Annotated in this window: 16 protein-coding genes; 5 read left to right on the top strand and 11 right to left on the bottom strand. The window is 67.5% G+C overall.

The features are described from left to right. Positions 1-26 precede the first annotated feature (26 nt). The 5 genes from ABIR74_RS10060 to ABIR74_RS10040 are packed head-to-tail and all read right to left on the bottom strand — an operon-like array spanning position 27 to position 4,738. Complete coding sequence (locus tag ABIR74_RS10060; protein ID WP_348177645.1) at positions 27-1,115, bottom strand: histidinol-phosphate transaminase; 1,089 nt, start codon at positions 1,113-1,115, stop codon at positions 27-29. Further along, complete coding sequence (locus tag ABIR74_RS10055) at positions 1,112-1,450, bottom strand: hypothetical protein (protein ID WP_348177643.1); 339 nt, start codon at positions 1,448-1,450, stop codon at positions 1,112-1,114. The genes ABIR74_RS10060 and ABIR74_RS10055 overlap by 4 nt, the downstream gene beginning before the upstream one ends. Before the next feature lie 46 nt (positions 1,451-1,496). Then, the gene (lpdA, locus tag ABIR74_RS10050) at positions 1,497-2,888 is read right to left on the bottom strand and encodes a dihydrolipoyl dehydrogenase (RefSeq protein WP_348177641.1); all 1,392 of its coding nucleotides are present in this window, start codon (positions 2,886-2,888) and stop codon (positions 1,497-1,499) included. Positions 2,889-2,927: 39 nt separating this feature from the next. Further along, a complete protein-coding gene (locus tag ABIR74_RS10045; protein WP_348177638.1) occupies positions 2,928-3,401 on the bottom strand; it encodes a GNAT family N-acetyltransferase in 474 nt (157 codons plus the stop codon). Between the two features lie 8 nt (positions 3,402-3,409). After that, on the bottom strand, positions 3,410-4,738 hold the full coding sequence (locus tag ABIR74_RS10040) for a dihydrolipoamide acetyltransferase family protein (RefSeq protein ID WP_348177636.1): 1,329 nt from the start codon (positions 4,736-4,738) through the stop codon (positions 3,410-3,412). Between the two features lie 70 nt (positions 4,739-4,808). Between ABIR74_RS10040 and ABIR74_RS10035 the strand changes: the two genes are divergently transcribed. Next, positions 4,809-5,471, top strand: a complete 663-nt coding sequence (locus ABIR74_RS10035; RefSeq protein ID WP_348177634.1) for a hypothetical protein — start codon at positions 4,809-4,811, stop codon at positions 5,469-5,471. A 188-nt stretch (positions 5,472-5,659) separates the two neighbouring features. Continuing rightward, the gene (locus tag ABIR74_RS10030) at positions 5,660-6,373 is read left to right on the top strand and encodes a class I SAM-dependent methyltransferase (protein ID WP_348177632.1); all 714 of its coding nucleotides are present in this window, start codon (positions 5,660-5,662) and stop codon (positions 6,371-6,373) included. A 116-nt stretch (positions 6,374-6,489) separates the two neighbouring features. Here ABIR74_RS10030 and ABIR74_RS10025 read toward each other — a convergent pair whose 3' ends face one another. The 3 genes from ABIR74_RS10025 to pheS all read right to left on the bottom strand — a co-directional run bounded on the left by ABIR74_RS10025 (position 6,490) and on the right by pheS (position 10,607). Then, positions 6,490-7,155: a hypothetical protein gene (locus ABIR74_RS10025; RefSeq protein ID WP_348177630.1), complete on the bottom strand. Its 666-nt coding sequence runs from the start codon at positions 7,153-7,155 to the stop codon at positions 6,490-6,492. 34 nt (positions 7,156-7,189) lie between these two features. Continuing rightward, complete coding sequence (gene pheT / locus ABIR74_RS10020; protein ID WP_348177628.1) at positions 7,190-9,487, bottom strand: phenylalanine--tRNA ligase subunit beta; 2,298 nt, start codon at positions 9,485-9,487, stop codon at positions 7,190-7,192. Positions 9,488-9,611: 124 nt separating this feature from the next. After that, the gene (gene pheS / locus ABIR74_RS10015) at positions 9,612-10,607 is read right to left on the bottom strand and encodes a phenylalanine--tRNA ligase subunit alpha (protein ID WP_348177626.1); all 996 of its coding nucleotides are present in this window, start codon (positions 10,605-10,607) and stop codon (positions 9,612-9,614) included. A gap of 68 nt (positions 10,608-10,675) precedes the next feature. Between pheS and ABIR74_RS10010 the strand changes: the two genes are divergently transcribed. Genes ABIR74_RS10010 through ABIR74_RS10000 form a run of 3 tightly spaced genes read left to right on the top strand, consistent with a single transcriptional unit; the run spans position 10,676 to position 13,884 of the window. Beyond that, complete coding sequence (locus tag ABIR74_RS10010) at positions 10,676-11,389, top strand: class I SAM-dependent methyltransferase (protein WP_348177624.1); 714 nt, start codon at positions 10,676-10,678, stop codon at positions 11,387-11,389. 10 nt (positions 11,390-11,399) lie between these two features. Further along, positions 11,400-12,020, top strand: a complete 621-nt coding sequence (locus ABIR74_RS10005) for a LemA family protein (protein ID WP_348177622.1) — start codon at positions 11,400-11,402, stop codon at positions 12,018-12,020. Further along, positions 11,995-13,884, top strand: coding sequence for a DUF2207 domain-containing protein (locus tag ABIR74_RS10000; protein ID WP_348177620.1), 1,890 nt, complete (start codon positions 11,995-11,997; stop codon positions 13,882-13,884). Before ABIR74_RS10005 ends, ABIR74_RS10000 begins: the two co-directional genes overlap by 26 nt. A 12-nt stretch (positions 13,885-13,896) precedes the next feature. Here ABIR74_RS10000 and ABIR74_RS09995 read toward each other — a convergent pair whose 3' ends face one another. The 3 genes from ABIR74_RS09995 to ABIR74_RS09985 form a co-directional block, all read right to left on the bottom strand. Further along, on the bottom strand, positions 13,897-14,574 hold the full coding sequence (locus ABIR74_RS09995) for an RNA methyltransferase (RefSeq protein WP_348177618.1): 678 nt from the start codon (positions 14,572-14,574) through the stop codon (positions 13,897-13,899). Continuing rightward, complete coding sequence (locus ABIR74_RS09990; protein ID WP_348177616.1) at positions 14,571-14,951, bottom strand: nitroreductase/quinone reductase family protein; 381 nt, start codon at positions 14,949-14,951, stop codon at positions 14,571-14,573. The genes ABIR74_RS09995 and ABIR74_RS09990 overlap by 4 nt, the downstream gene beginning before the upstream one ends. A gap of 10 nt (positions 14,952-14,961) precedes the next feature. Next, positions 14,962-15,530 (bottom strand): DUF2332 family protein (locus tag ABIR74_RS09985; protein ID WP_348177614.1); only part of this gene is annotated, 569 nt, incomplete at its 5' end.

Here is a 15,530-nt window from a genome sequence, read left to right as displayed (position 1 = left end):
CGGAATCGCCTCCGGTTTACAGCGTCCTAACGTCCCCTGCCGAACGCGTGGTGCAGAGCGGCGTCGAGCAGGGCGAGGTCGGACGGCGACCCGGCGCCGATCCGGAGCGCGGTCGGAGCACCGAACGGCGCGCCCGCCTGCACCGCGACGCGTCGAGTGAGAAGCTCATCGGCGAGTCGTCCCACATCTGCGCCCAGGTCGACGAGAACGAAGTTCGTCGCGCTTCCCTCGAGCGGCTCCAGCCCGTGCGCGCGGAGCACCTCGACAAGTGCACCGACCGCAGCGCGGTTGGCAAGGCGGCGCCGCTCGACCTCGTCGCCGTCCGCGAGGCTTGCGAGCGCCGCAGCCTGTGCGAGCGACCCGACGTCGTAACCGCGCTGCACCTTCCGCATTGCCGTGATGACCGCTTCCGGCCCGACGGCATAGCCGATTCGGAGTCCGGCCAGCCCGAAGAGCTTCGAGAACGTTCGCAGCACGACGGCGTCTCCTCCTGGCTGCACGATCTCCTCGATCGAGTCGAGACGCGACGACGGGTCGAGGTAGTCGAAATACGCCTCGTCGATCACGGGGAGCACGGTGTCTGGAAGATCGTGGAGGAACTCGATGAGCTCCCCTCGAGGAGCAACGAGCCCTGTCGGGTTGTTCGGCGTCGCCACGAAGGCGAGGCGAGTCCGATCGGTGACCGCCGAGGCCATCGCCAAAAGGTCGACAGCCCAATCCCGAAGCGGGACTGCGACGGGGATCGCACCGCGCTTCTGCGGATCCCGGAGGAAGCTCGGAAATGACGGCCACGGGATCACGGCCTCGTCGTCCGGATCGAGAACCGCCTGGCAGACGTAGCCGATTCCCGCGTCGGCACCCGCCGTGACGATGACCTGGGCCGGCACGACGTCGTGCCGGGCTGCGAGCGCGGCAACGAGCGAGTCTGACCCTCTCCCCGGATACCGGTTGAGCGAGGGAACAGCGTCAGCGATCGCGGCGAGTGCCGACGGGAACGGGCCCGAGAGGCCCTCATTGAGCCCGAGGGACGCGTCCTCGCGTGCGGGCGGCGGGACCGGATCGCTTCGCGGCAACGCCTCGACCGTCGGGCGGACGAACCGCGCGCCGTCGCTCACGTGGTGACGAGATCCGCCGGATTCGCCTCGGTCACGAGCGTCGGATCCGCTACAGGCGCAGGATCCGTTGGCTCGGGCTCGGCCGGCATCGGGGCGACGGGTGCTACCGGCGCAACCGGCTCCCAGTCTCCCCAGTCGTCGCCGCCACCCTGCCTCTTACGCCACCAGAACAGGCCTCCCCCGCAGACGAGTCCGATCGCGGCCAGCCACCGCAGCGGATGGCGCTTACGTGGGCGACGTGCGAACGAGAGCCCCTCGCCCGCGACGAATCCGGCGACGGCTGCGGTTCCTCGCTGGCGAACAAGCCGGCGCACGTACCACCAGCCGATCGACATCATGAGAGCGTTTCGGCGTGAATTCGCGGAGTCGAACATCGGGTGGTTACCGCCTCTTCGGTGGTAGGTGAATGGCGCGGCCGAGTGCGACAAGACCGGCCTCCTTGATCGCTTCGGAGAGCGTCGGGTGCGGCGCGATCCCGTCCGCGATCGTCTCTACGGTGGACTCGGCATCGATCGCGACGACCCCGACCTCGATCAGATCAGTGGCGTGCGGCCCCACGATGATCAGGCCGAGCAACTCGCCGTACGTCGTCTCGTGGATCGACTTCACCCAGCCAGTGGTCGCTCCGGACATGACCGCTCGTGCGTTCGCGACCCACGGGAAGACCCCGACTGCGACGGCGTCTCCGTAGCGCTCCCGGGCCTGCGCCTCGGTGAGACCCACTCCGGCGATCTCCGGGTCGGTGTAGATGGGGCGAGGAACGGACGGCGTGCCGAGCACGGACTCGTGCCCCATGGCGTTCTCCGCTGCGATCTCCCCCTCTCGAAATGCCGTGTGGGCGAGCTGCCAACGGCCCGCGACGTCACCTGCGGCGAAGATCGTCGGGATCGCGGTGCGCATGTGGTCGTCCGTGGCGATCCCGCTTCGGGGATCTGTGGGGATGCCGATTTCGTCGAGCCCGAGGCCCTCGACGCTCGGCGCCCGCCCGACGGCCACGAGCATGAGATCGGCCTCGACAGACTCGCCGTCGCCGAAATGCACGACAAGATGATCCCCGAGATCGTCGACCCCGGTGCATTGCTTCTCGAGGTGCATAGCGATGTCCCGCTTCTTGAACGCCTTCCTCAGCTCCTTCGCAGCGTCCTCGTCTTCCTGCGGGATCAGGGTCGGGAGCATCTCGACGATCGTCACCTCGCTGCCGAAGTGGGCGAAGATCGATGCGAACTCGCAGCCGATGATTCCTCCCCCGAGCACGACGAGGCGACGCGGAACCGCTGTCTGGCCGAGCAGGCCGGTCGAATCGACGCACCGTGGCGAGTCGAGCCCCGGGATCGGGGGCCGCATCGGGTAGGACCCGGTCGCGACGATCGCACTCTTGAACGTCACGTCCTCCCCACCCTCGATGGAGATCGAGGTCGCGCTCGTGAACCGGCCTGTGCCGCGAACCCACTCGACACCGTTCGCCTTCAGCAGCCCGGCAACGCCGCCTGTCATCTGGGCAACGACACCGTCCTTCCACGCTGCGGCCTGCGGAAAGTCGAGTTGAGGTTCCGAGACGCCAACGCCGAGCTTCGCGAAGGTCTCACGGGCGTCGTGCAGTGCGTGCGCCGTTTGAACCCAGGCCTTGGTGGGAATGCACCCCACGCGGAGGCACGTGCCTCCGAGCTCCGGCTCCTGCTCGATGCAGACGACCTTGCCGCCGAGCTGCGCAGCGCGAATTGCTGCGGTGTAGCCGGCCGGGCCGCCCCCGAGGACTGCGACGTCACATTCCACGCTTCACCCTTTCGTCAATTGCCTGTTCACCGATCGTACTCATGTCAGCTCGAGCCGGAGCGTCAGGGAGTCCGGTGCCTCGGCGACCTGGCCGAAGCCGAACTGGCGGTAGAGCCCAATCGCACCCTCGTTGTGGCGATCGACCGCCAGGCTGAGCGCCGTGTAGCCGTCTTCCTTCGCCCGGTCGAGGAGCGCACGCATCAGCGCACTCCCGACCCCGAGCCCGCGGGCGTTGGGTACGACGGCCACAGCCAGCTCAGGCGTGGTGTCGTCGACGAATCCGTAGCCGACGGGCTCGCTCGTGAAGAGGCGGTACCAGGCCGCTCCGACGGGAAAGCCGTCGAGCAGGGCGATCACCGCCGTATCCCCCGGACGCCCCCACGCCTTGACGTAGAGCTGCACAGGGCCAGGACCGGCGTCGGGCTGCCGTTCCTTCCAGTAGTAGGCGTGGTGGAGCATGTCGCGCAGGAACCGCACATCCTGTGCCCCGCCCCTGCGTACGACAACGGCCACGGCTCGGCCTAGAGCGCGAGCGCAGGTTGCTCGACGAGTGCGACGAGCGTGCGGAGGAACCGCGCACCGTCGGCGCCGTCGATGGCGCGGTGGTCGCAGGTGAGCACGACCTGCATCATCGGCGCGATGTCGATCTCGCCGTCAACAACGACCGGGGTGTCCTTGACGGCGCCAACCGCAAGGATCGCAACCTGGGGCGGGTTGAGTACGGCGACGAACTGCTCGATACCGAACATGCCGAGGTTCGAGATCGTGAACGTGCCGCCCTCCATGTCGGGCAACGTCAGCTTGCCGTCGCGGGCACGCCCGACGAGATCTGCGCGCGCGCGGGCGATCTCCTGAACGCTGCGGCGATCCGCATCGCGGATCACGGGCACGACGAGTCCGTTCGGGGCAGCGACAGCCATGCCGACGTGCGCGCTCGGGTGACGGTTGATCTCGTCGCCGATGAATGTCGCGTTCAGTGCCCGATGCTGCAGCAGCGCAACTCCAACGAACTTGGTGAGGAGATCGTTGACGGTCGGCTTCGTGTCGCCTTCGGCGAGCCGCGCGACGAGCTGCTCGCGCAGGTGCAGCGTCTCGGACATGTCGATCGAGACACCGAGCTGGAACACCGGTGCGGCCCACGCCTCGGTGAGCCTGCGCGCGATCGTCTTACGGATCGTGCTGAGCTGGATCACCTCGATTTCGCCACTCGCGGGCAAGATGGATGCCGGAGCCGCTGGCTGCGCTGACCCTCCGGCGGGGGCGCGTTCCACGTCCTCGGCGAGGATCCGGCCGTCAGGGCCCGTTCCGGCGATCGCTGACAGCTCGAGCCCACGCTCGCGCGCTATCCGCCGTGCGAGCGGCGAGGCCTTGATACGGGCGCCTGGCGTAGCCGTGACGGACTCGGGCGTAGCCGTGACGGACTCGGGCGCAGCCGCTACAGGCTCGGGCGCAGCCGCTACAGGCTCGGGCGTGGCCGCCACAGACTCGGGCGCAGAGCCGTTGCCTGCCGAGGTGGGCACGTCTGGCTCGGGTTCGGCTGCGGCGGGTGCTTCGGAGGGAGCGGCCTCCGCCCCTCCGCCGACGCTCGACGCTGCCTGCACGGTCACGTCGTTGCTGTCGTTGCCGATCAGTGCGATCGTCGTGCCGACCTCGGTTTCACCCTCCGGGACGACGATCTTGAGGAGAACGCCCGCAACCTCCGATTCGACCTCCTGGGTCACCTTGTCCGTGTCGAGCTCGTAGAGCGGCTCGTTGGCCTTGACGGCGTCGCCTTCCGCCTTGAGCCAGCGGACGATCGTGCCCGATTCCATTCCCTGCCCGAGTCGGGGAAGTTTGACCTCGGTCGCCACTACGAGAGCACCGTCGAGGCGAACAGCTCTTCTGCATCCGAAAGCATCAGGGTCATTATGCTGATCGTCGATGAAGCTCGTCGATCAGTGGCATGCGATGGAGGCAGACTTCCCGCCCGACTGGGAGGACGTCCGGCTGACGCTAACGGCCGAGCAGTCGAGCGATCTTCCCCGCGCGGCGCAAGTGCTCGGCTCGATCAACGTCGGGAGAGTCGATGACACGCTCGTCTTCCACGTCCGCAGCAGCGCCGGCCCGCAGGGCCGGCAGACCGCATTGCGGCTGTTCGAGCGTCTCGATCGCGATCGGATCTGGTGCCGCATCGAGCCGTCGAGCGTGCAAGCGGTTGCCGCGCCGATTGCCGACGCGACCCGCGAGGCGCAGCGTCCGTCGGGTTCCGTCGCGGCGAGCTGGGATCAGGCACTCGCGCCACTCCCTTCCGACTGGACGGATCTGCTGTGCGAGCTCGAGATCGAGTCGAGCACGCTGCTCGATCGTGCCGCGCTCCTTTGCGCGCCGATGAACCCGGCTCGCAGCGGCCAACGTCTCGTCTTCACGTTCCGCTGTTCGGGTCGCTCGGGCTACGGCGTCTCGCCAGCCATGGCGCGTCGCTGCTTCGAGCGCGTCGATTCCGAGGGCATCGCTGGCACGACACGTGTGCTTCGCGTTCTCTCCGACGCGTTCAACGTCGACACCCAGGGGCCGGTATGGCTCGTGGGCGGCAAGACGCTGTAGCCAGCGCGCCCACTTCGGAACCGAAGCGCGTCAGCTGCATTCCGTCGGGCGCCTGAACCCACGCGTTGCGGTCGCCCACGGCGTCATCACGGAAGGGGCGACCTCGGTCTCCCCGACAGCGACGAGGACGCGCGCCAGCTGTAGGTCATCTCGGCCAGCCGCCCGGTGGTGGCGTACGCTTTCTTGTGATGGACGACTACTTCGGCGAAGACGTCGCAGCAAGCTACGACGACGACGGCCCGATGTTCACCGGCGAGTTCGTCACCCCCACGGTTGATTTCCTCGCGGAGCTCGCAGGTGACGGAGCAGCGCTCGAGCTCGGCATCGGTACGGGTCGCGTCGCGATCCCGCTCGCGCGGCGAGGCGTGCCCGTGCACGGCATCGATCTCTCGGAGGCGATGGTCGCACGGCTGCGCGCGAAGCCGGACGGGGCCGGGATCAGCACGACGATCGGAGACTTCGCGACCACTCGGGTCGACGGGACGTTCCGACTCGCCTATCTCGTGTTCAACACGATCATGAACCTGACGACGCAGGACGCTCAGGTCGCATGCTTCGAGAACGTCTCCCGGCACCTCGAGCGGGTCGGCTATTTCGTCATCGAAGTCATGATCCCTGACCTGCGGAGACTGCCGCCCGGCGAGCGCTACGTCCCGTTCGAGGTGAACGCGACGCACGTCGGCATCGACGAATACGACGTTGCGAATCAGGGTCTGATCTCGCATCACTACACGACCCGGCTCAATTCGGTTCCGTTCCGTTACGTCTGGCCCGCGGAGCTCGACCTCATGGCGCGCATCGCCGGCCTGACCCTGCACGAACGCTGGGGGGACTGGGACCGCTCACCGTTCACGCGCGAGAGCCGCAAACACGTGTCGGTCTGGCACCGACCCGGCTCGTGACCGCCGTGTTGCTCGCGTGCGCCGGCGTTCAGGAGTGCTGCACGAAGACGTGTTCAGCGGATCCGACGTACCGGTCGTGATGCCGGGCCTGCACCCGAGCCCGTTCCCCCAGATAGTCAGGACACAGGTACGCGGCCGCCCTTGAGGACGGGCTTGCGAGCGTCGCTCCCGTACAGAAGCGTGCCGGCAGCCAGCTTGACCTTCCAGGTCACGGTGCCGACGAACCTGACCGTTGTCGAGCGACCCACCCCGGCGCCCACGAGCCTTGCGCCTCGCACCGCAGATCGATCGCGCACCGTGATCACTGCCGGGCCGATCGTAAGGGCCCTCACAGGCCTCCCTGCAGGCGTTGCGAGGCTCACGGCCTTCGCGGTCACGGTCAGGGTGAGGCGCACCGGCGGCTTCGCCGTGGGCGGCGGCGGGGCCACCTCGCCGACCGCGAATGACCCGCTCATCTGGCCGGGATGCGGGTCACAGACGAACGTGTACTTGCCGTTTACGAGGTCGAGCGCAAACGTCGTCGAGCCCGTCGTATCGATCCCCGTGGAGACGTCGACACCCGGCCCTCGGAGATGGAAGTTGTGATCCTCGGACTCGTCGTCAACCGTGAGCGTGAATGCTCCTGCATCGAGGCGCGTGACCCGGACGCCCGATCCGTCCGTGAGCGAGATCGTGAACCCCGGGCCTACCGAGCCGTTCAACGGCGAGCCAACGGCACCGACCGTGCCCACGAGCACGAGAGCGACGACGGCGGATGCTGCGACGAGACGAAGACGGGTCATCGACTCTCCTACGCGAGAGGGGGGCAAGTGGATTTCAGCCGCGCAGTTCCGCGTCGAACCGCTCGGCGAGCGCCGCGACGACACGGTCGCGTACTACCGCGGCGTCATCGTCGGACAGCGTTCGGTCGGGCACCTGGAGCGAGAGGTGGATCGCGACGGACTTTTGTCCTTCTCCGACCTGGTCGCCGCGGTAGACATCGAAGACCCGAGCCTCGCGCAACTCGGGCGCGCCGGCCTCGAGAATTGCGTCGATGAGCGCGGCTGCGTCGACCAACTCGCCAACAACGACCGCGATGTCCTGGCGCAGAGGCGGGAAGGTGATTACATCGGCGTAGAGGATCCTCTCCGGAATCGGCGCAGTCAGGTCGACGAGATCGAGCTCGAAGACCCCCCACGCGCCGTCGAGCAACGCGGGGTGCAGCTCACCGAGCCGGCCCGCCCCGGTCGAAGCGGCCTTCCCCGGGTGCAGATACGGCGCCGTTGTCCGCGTCGGCCGGAGCTCGAGATGCAAGGCGTCGTAGAGAACCTCGAGAGCACCGCGCGCCGCCTCGAAGCCTCCCTCAACGATGCCACCGACCTTCCAGCGCTCATCCGGCAAACCACCCGCTTCGGCCGGCAGGTAGACGCGCGCGATCTCGAACAGGGCAATCCCGTCGTTCCCCGCATCGAGGTTCTCGCGAGCCGCAGCAACAAGGCCCTCGAGCAGAGTCGTTCGTAGAAGCGCCTGGTCGCCACTCATCGGATCGGGAAGCCGCAACACGCCGGGGGCAGGATCGGTCGCGACGAGACTCCAGGTGTACGCCTCGCTGAACCCCGCGCCGACAAAAACGTCCTCGACGACGCGCCGAAATCGCTGCTCCCGCGAGAGGTGACCCGAGACCGACCGGCGAAGGGGCATCGTGTGAGGAACGCGATCGAGCACGACGCGCGTGACCTCCTCCACGAGGTCGATCTCGCGCGTCACGTCGCGGGACCGCCAGGTGGGAACGGTCACGTCCCACGCATCGGAGACCTCGAAGCCGAGGCGCTCCAGAATCGAGCGTTGCTCGACCTCCGCGACGTCGAGTCCGACGATTCGGTTGGTTCGCTCCGGCCTGAGTCGCACGACAGGGCGTTCTGGCAGGCCAGAGTGGACGTCAGCAGCACCGATCAACTCCGCACCCGCGAGGTCGACGAGAAGACGGGTCGCCAGAACGGCGGCCGGCTCGGCCATGTGCGGATCGACGCCCTTCTCCCACCGGTTCGAGCCCTCCGTCCTCAGGCCCAGCCGTTCGGAGGTCTGGAGGATCCCGATGGGCTCGAAGTTGGCGGCCTCGAGCAGGATCTCCGTCGTCGAGTCGGAGATCTCGCTCTCGAGCCCGCCCATGATCGCGCCGAGCGCCACGGCTTTCGTACCGTCGGTGATCAGCAGGTCTCGCTCGTCGAGTTTTCTTCGTGTGCCGTCGAGGGTCGTCAGCTCCTCGCCCGCAGCCGCGCGGCGGACGAGGATCCCACCGCCGTCGAGTTTCGCACGATCGAACGCGTGCAGCGGACTGCCATAGACGTGCATCACGTAATTCGTGATGTCGACGACGTTCGAGATCGACCGCATCCCCGCTGCATGCAGGCGGGCCCTGAGCCACATGGGTGATGGCCCGACCGAAACGCCCCCGAGCACCCGCGCGATGTAGCGTGGGCAGCCCACGGAATCGTCGATCCTGACATCGACGTGTCCGGGGCCGACGATAGCCGCGTCCTCGACGTCGATGGGCAGAAGCTCGCCGTTGCAGAGCGTCGCAACCTCGCGGGCAAGACCGACCATCGAGAGAAGATCGACGCGGTTCATCGTGGTCGTGCAGTCGAGAACCTGCTCGCGCACCGCCAACACGTCGGAGAGCGGCGTTCCGGGCTCGATTCCGTCCGGCAGGAGCATGATTCCGTCGTGGTCCGACCCGAGGCCGATCTCGTCCTCGGCGAGGATCATCCCGCGGGACAACTCACCTCGTAGAGGGCGCTCGTCGAGAGGTGCCGGAAAGCCGGGAAGGAGCACGCCGGGCAGGCCCACCGCGACCGTCGCACCGACGCCGAAGTTCCAGGCGCCGCACACGATCTGGCGCAGGTCCCCCTCCCCCACGTCGAGCTGACACAGCTGGAGCTTGTCGGCGTTCGGATGCTTCGCGGCCTCGACGACCCTGCCAACCCGAAGGTACGAGAGGTTCTCTCCGACGTCCTCGACGCCGATCTCGATAACGCGCTCGACCTCGAGCACCGAGACGTTCAGCCGCCGGGCGATCTCGTCGGCGGTCGCATCGACGCGGACGTACTCGCGCAGCCAGGAGAGGGGGGCTCTCATGTGTGCCTCACCCGGACCGGATGCGTCGGCATGCCCGAGAGGCATGTGAGCTGTGCATCCGGCCGCGGGACAGGCTGCGCCAGTCCCCTACGGGGCTTCCTGCATATGAACTCAGGACTGCACATCAGAACTGCCTCGAGAAGCGGAGATCGTTACGCCAGAGTTCCCGCAGATCGGGGAACTCGTGTCGGAGCATCGCGATGCGCTCGAGGCCCCAGCCGAAAGCGAAGCCGCTGTAGCGCTCGGGGTCGTATCCGACTGCCTCGAAGACCTTCGGATCGACCATCCCGGCACCACCCACCTCGATCCAGCCGGAGTGACGGCACACGGGGCAACCGTCGCCATCGCAGACATGGCAGGAGACATACGCCTCGATCGACGGTTCCGTGAACGGAAAGTAGTGGGTGCGGAACTCGGTACGCCGGTTCTCGCCGAACAGCTTGCGCAGCAGGAAGTCCAGCGTGCCGGTCAGATCGGCCAGCGTGATGCCCTCGTCGACTGCGAGCCCTTCGACCTGGTGAAAGATCGGCGAATGGGTAGCGTCCGGCGTGTCGCGGCGGTAGGTCCGGCCGAGCGAAACGATGTAGATCGGAGGTTCCTGCGCCTCCATCGTCCGCACCTGGGACGGTGATGTCTCGGTTCGCAGCACCGTCTTCTCGTCGACGAAGAGCGTCGCAAGCGGCGAGCGAGCAGGGTGGCCGGCCGGGAAGTTGAGAGCGTCGAAGTTGTAGTACGTGCTCTCGACCTCGCGGCCATCGACGACGTTGTAGCCGAGGCCCAGGAAGACGTCCTCGACCTCTCGGCGAATCTGCGTGATCAGGTGGAGCTTGCCTCGGCTGTAGCCGCCAACGGGCAGTGTCACGTCGACGCGCTCGGTGGTCAGCCGGGCATCGAGCTCGGCGCGCGCCAGTTCGGATTCGCGTGCGTCGATCGCCGCCTCGAGACGCTCCCGGACAGCGTTGAGGGCCATGCCCGTCTCGCGGTCGCGTACCTCGCGGAGCGCCTGCTTGAGCGCGCTCTTACGTCCGAGGTACTCGACGCGCACGACCTCGATCGCGTCGGCTGACTCAGCCGCGGCGGCAGCAGCCAGTCCCTCCCGCTCGAGTGCGTCGGCATCCATGACGGGCCGAGCGTACCAATGCAGTCAGCAGGGCCGGACGGGATCGGGAGCGTCCGTACACTCCCCTCGTGGCGCTCTACGACTCGATCGCGGGCATCTACGACCCGTGGAGCGCGTCCGTGGTCGAGGACATCGCCTTCTACGTCGACGAGGCCAAGCGCTCCGGTGGGCCGGTCGTCGAGCTAGCCGTCGGCTCGGGTCGCATCGCCGTCCCCATCGCGCGCACCGGAATCAGCGTCATCGGGGTCGATCTGTCCCCCGGCATGCTCTCGGTCGCGAGCGCACTCGGCGAGGAGCACGGCGTCTCGGATCTTCTCGACCTCCGCGTCGGCGATCTCCGCGAACCGCCGGTCGACGAGACCGTGCCGCTCGTGATCTGTCCATTCCGCTCCCTCCTCCACATGGCGGACGAGGACGAGAAGCTGCGGGCGCTCCGCGCCGCCCATGATCTGCTCCAGCCCGACGGGCACCTGGTCTTCGATGTCTTTGCGCCGAGCAGCGAGGACATCGCCGAGACGAACGGCCTCTGGCTCGAGCGCGAGGAGAACATCTTCGAGCGGGCGGACTGGGACGAGGCGACCAGAACGCTTCGTCTCTCGGTGCGCTCGGGCGAATCGGCCGCGTCGATGGATCTCCACTGGTTATCCGCGATCGAGTGGCGCCGCCTCATCGACGAGGCAGGGTTCGACATTGCCGGGCTCTATGGGTGGTTCGATCGCCGGCCGTACCAGGGCGACGAGGACATGATCTGGATCTGCCGGAGGAAAGCGGAGACCGTGTAGTCTCCCGTTCATGATTGTCGTCTGGATCATTCTTGGCCTGGTGGTGTTGCTCGCGATCTACCTGATCGCGCTCTACAACGGCCTCGTCACCAAACGGAACCGGGTCGACAACGCCTGGGCCCAGATCGAGGTGCAGCTCAAGCGGCGCCGCGACCTGATCCCGAACCTCGTCAAGACGGTCAAGGGGTATGCGGCACACGAGCGCGGAACATTCGAGGCAGTCACGCAGGCACGCGCTGCGGCAGCAGGCGCGCAGGGACCTGCCGCGGCGGCAGAGGCCGAGGGATTCCTCACGCAGGCCCTGGGAAAGCTGTTCGCCGTCGCCGAGGCGTATCCCGATCTGAAGGCGAACGAGAACTTCCTCGACCTCCAGAACCAGCTCCGCGACACCGAGGACAAGATCGCCGTGTCCCGCCAGGTCTACAACGACACCGTGCTGACGTTCAACAACGCGATCCAGGTCTTCCCTGCCGTTCTGATCGCCGGCCCGTTCGGCTTCACGAAACGCGAGTTCTACGAGGTCGAGGATGCAGCCGATCGCGACGTGCCGACCGTGAGTTTCGCGCCGGACGCACCGGCGGCACCGGCAGCTCCCACGGCCGGCGATGCGCCCACGCCTCCGAGCGTCTAACGCCCTCCTCGCAGTAACGCTTGCGGCCCTCGCGCTTGCGGGAGTGGCCGAGGCGAAGTCCTTCACGCTACCGCAGGCTCAGGTCGCGATCCAGGTGACGAAGGACGGCAGCATCGTCGTCGACGAGTTCATCACGTACGCGTTCAGCGGATCCTTCAGTGGCGGTTACCGGGATATTCCCCTACGGGCAGGCGAGAGGGTCGACCAGATCCGCGTGAGCGAAAAAGGACGCGGCTACCGACCGGGCGGCTGCACCGATCTCGGTTGCGCCGATGTGCCCGAGACGTTCGGAACAGTGATCGGCCCGGGGAACGCCCGTGTCGTCTGGCACTTTCAGGCGAGCGACGAGCTCCGAACGTTCGTCGTGCACTACCGCCTCAGGGGCGTCGCGGTCTCGTACGACGACGTTGTCGACGTCAACCTGAAGGTCTGGGGATCGGAGTGGAACGAGTCTCTCGGGAGACTCACCGCGACGGAAGCCGGACCCGGCAAGATCCTCCGCTCGTGGGGCCACCCCGTCTACGTCCGAGGCGACGTGCAGTTCGCGGGGAATCGAGCTGTGCTCCGCGCCGTCGACGTTCCGGCGGGGCAGTTCGTCGAGCTACGCACCGTGTTCCCGCGTTCTGCGTTCAACTCCACCCTAGGTATGCGCGTTGCCGAGGGCGACGGCCTTGCGGAGATCATCGGCGCCGAGAAGGCCGATGCGGCCGCGTTCGAGAAGGACAGCGAGCGCATCGAGAACGCCAAGCGGCACCCGCTGCGCTACGTGCTGATCCTTGCCCTACTCGGGGTGATTCCGGCGCTCCTGATCGTCGGTGCCGTCTTCTGGTTCTACGGCCGGGAGCTAAAGAGTGGCTACGACCGCGAGTACGAGCAGGAGCCGCCGACCGACACCGAGCCGGCGCTCGTCCCGATCCTCGTGCGCCAGGGAGGAGAGGCCGGGTCGTTCGAGTTCACGGCGACGCTCTTCGACCTGATCCGCAGAGGCGTCTTCACGTCGAAGCCGGTGGTCACCGACCGGGCGATCTGGGGCGGCCTGCGCACCGAGAGCATCTCGGACCTCGAGATCTCGGCCGGAACGAAGGAGGGGCTGGTACTCGAACCCTGGGAGAACGCCGTCGTGCGTGTCGTCGAGGGCGTGATCGACGACGGACCTGAGCACCTCTCACGCTTCAGGGAGCGCATCGAGGGCGACCGGGAGTCGATGAGCAAGCACTTCACCGCGTTCAAGGCGAACGTTTCGACGGCCGTCGACAACCGCGCCTGGTTCATCTCGCGTGGGGCGGCCGCACTTGCCGCCGCCCTCCTCGTGCTGCTTGTGCTCGCAGCTCTCCTGATCTACCTCGCCGCCGACGGCTGGCGCAGCGTCTATCCACGCTGGAGCGACGTCGTGCTCGGCGGATTCGCCGTCGCGACGCTCCTCAACGCGGCGATTGTCGTCGGAGCCCTCACGCAGCGCAAGCTCTGGCGGCGCCGGTCAGGCGCGGCGGGGGTCGAGGCCGAGCGCTGGGAGGCGTTCCGTCGCTACCTCACCGACTTCCCCCGCCTACATGAAGCTCCACCCGCCACGCTTGCACTCTGGGAGCGTCTACTCGTCTACGGTATTGCGTTCGGCATCGCGGATCGCGTCTTGCAAGCTGCCCATCTTGCTATGCCTCAGGAGCTTGCCACAGCGTCCGCGATCTACTGGATCTCACCCGGCGGAAACCTCGGATCAGGCGCCTCGTCGATGGGCATCGGCGACCTTGCGTCGGGTTTCGGATCCGCGCTCGCACCTCCGTCGTCGGGCTCCGGCGGTGGCGGTGGCGGCTTCTCTGGTGGTGGAGGAGGAGGCGGTGGCGGGGGTGGCGGCGGCGCCTGGTAGGGCCGAGCGCAATCAGGCGGAGCGGCGCGAGAGCTCGTAGAGCGCGATCGCGCCCGCTGCAGCAACGTTGAGCGATTCGGCATCGCCCGGCATCGGGATCGCTGCGACCGTGTCGCACGCGGCGAGGATCTCGTCGGGGAGTCCCGCCCGCTCTGCTCCGAGCACGATCGTCACCGGTGCGGTCAGGTCGACGTCCATGAGCGCCATCGCTCCGCTCGCGTCGAGAGCGACCTGACGGCCCGGGCGTTCGTCCCACGAGACGAGCGGTACGCGGAAGATCGCTCCCGCGCTTGCCCGAAGCGCCTTCTGTGAGAGCGGCTCGGCACACCCTTCCGACAGAGCGACGCCGGCACCGAACGCGTCGGCCGAGCGAATCAAGGTGCCGACGTTGCCCGGATCGCCGAGGCGCCAGAGCGCGAGGCACGTCGTCCGCACGCCAGCCGGGAGGTCGGAACGTCGGAAGATTCCGATCACGCGCGGCGGGTGCGGCAGGGTCGACACACCGGCGAGCAGCTCGGCCTCGACGTTCTCACCGGCGATGAGGAGGTCGACCGGCTCGATTCCCGCCGCGAGCGCGGCATCGCAGAGATCCTCACCCTCACACGCGAACAGGCCTGCCTCCTCGCGTTCCTTCTTGCGTTGTAGCGCCCGAACGAGCTTGAGCCGCGGGTTGTCCTTGGACGTGATCACGTCGCGCCGCCTTCGAAAAACACTTCGACCATTGGCGAATCCGCGACGAGATCGTCGAGCGCTGCCTCCCTGCAATACCACTCGATCCAGGCGTGCGGTTGCGAGAAGACCCAGCGACGCGTGGGCTCGTCGAGGACAGGCACGGCGCGTGCTTCGACGTCAGCCTCGACCGACTCCTTGAATTGGAACGTGAACCGCTCGTGCGCGAGCATGTTGGCGTACCAGGAACGAGGGCCAGGCGTCCCGGTAATGAACGTCCGGCCTTGGAGATGAAGGAACCAGATCTCGGTCGTTCGGGGGAGGCCGCTCCGGGCACCCACCGTCGTGATGTCGATCGTCCCGTCCGACGCGAGTGCGGAGTTGACCGTGTCGTCCACGCTCGGGAACCTAGCCGACCCAGTCGATCCAGTTGCCGTGGAAGTCGACGAGTGCCACGAGTCGCGCGGGAGCGGGCCAGAGGCGCAGCTCGAGCTCCCAGAAGCTCTCCTCGTCCATGGACTCCCGCTCCTCCCGCCTCCGGGAAGAGACCCAGGCAAGCGGACGACCGTCGGAGGCTGCGACTTCGAGCGACGCACGCAACAGGTTGTAGCGCTCCTGCTCGAGATACCCCGTCGAGGCCGTCTGGAACACGACCGTGAGCGCGTCTGGCGATCGCTGCGCCAGGAGTTCGGGCAGGAGATCGACGTAGTCACCCTGGAGCAGCTCGGGTCGTGACGGGGCGTCGAGGAACGTCGCGATCGCCGCGTCGAGCCGTGCTCCCCGCTCGGTCGAACCCGGCCAGAGAAAGCTGTGCAGGAGGAGCGAGCCTTCCGCCGTTACGACGTCGATAGGGGCGAGGTCGATTCCCCGGCGGCCGCGGATCTCGAGCGGAGCCCGCAGCAGCCCCGCGGGCACGCGCCCGCGCTCGATCGCATCGAACGTGAGGCGCGCGCTCCGATCACCGAATGCTCCCTCCG

This window comes from Gaiella sp., assembly GCF_039915195.1.
Taxonomy (GTDB): domain Bacteria; phylum Actinomycetota; class Thermoleophilia; order Gaiellales; family Gaiellaceae; genus Gaiella.
The sequence above is the reverse complement of the archived record's forward strand: the minus strand, read 5'-3'. Positions and strand labels throughout refer to the sequence as shown.

What these genes read in the sequence shown, in the direction of transcription:
- ABIR74_RS10055 (WP_348177643.1), bottom strand. Translation starts at nt 1,450, where the DNA reads ATGTCGATCGGCTGGTGGTACGTGCGCCGGCTTGTTCGCCAGCGAGGA.
- ABIR74_RS10035 (WP_348177634.1), top strand. Translation starts at nt 4,809, where the DNA reads ATGAAGCTCGTCGATCAGTGGCATGCGATGGAGGCAGACTTCCCGCCC.
- ABIR74_RS10030 (WP_348177632.1), top strand. Translation starts at nt 5,660, where the DNA reads ATGGACGACTACTTCGGCGAAGACGTCGCAGCAAGCTACGACGACGAC.
- ABIR74_RS10025 (WP_348177630.1), bottom strand. Translation starts at nt 7,155, where the DNA reads ATGACCCGTCTTCGTCTCGTCGCAGCATCCGCCGTCGTCGCTCTCGTG.
- pheT (WP_348177628.1), bottom strand. Translation starts at nt 9,487, where the DNA reads ATGAGAGCCCCCCTCTCCTGGCTGCGCGAGTACGTCCGCGTCGATGCG.
- pheS (WP_348177626.1), bottom strand. Translation starts at nt 10,607, where the DNA reads ATGGATGCCGACGCACTCGAGCGGGAGGGACTGGCTGCTGCCGCCGCG.
- ABIR74_RS10005 (WP_348177622.1), top strand. Translation starts at nt 11,400, where the DNA reads ATGATTGTCGTCTGGATCATTCTTGGCCTGGTGGTGTTGCTCGCGATC.
- ABIR74_RS10000 (WP_348177620.1), top strand. Translation starts at nt 11,995, where the DNA reads ATGCGCCCACGCCTCCGAGCGTCTAACGCCCTCCTCGCAGTAACGCTT.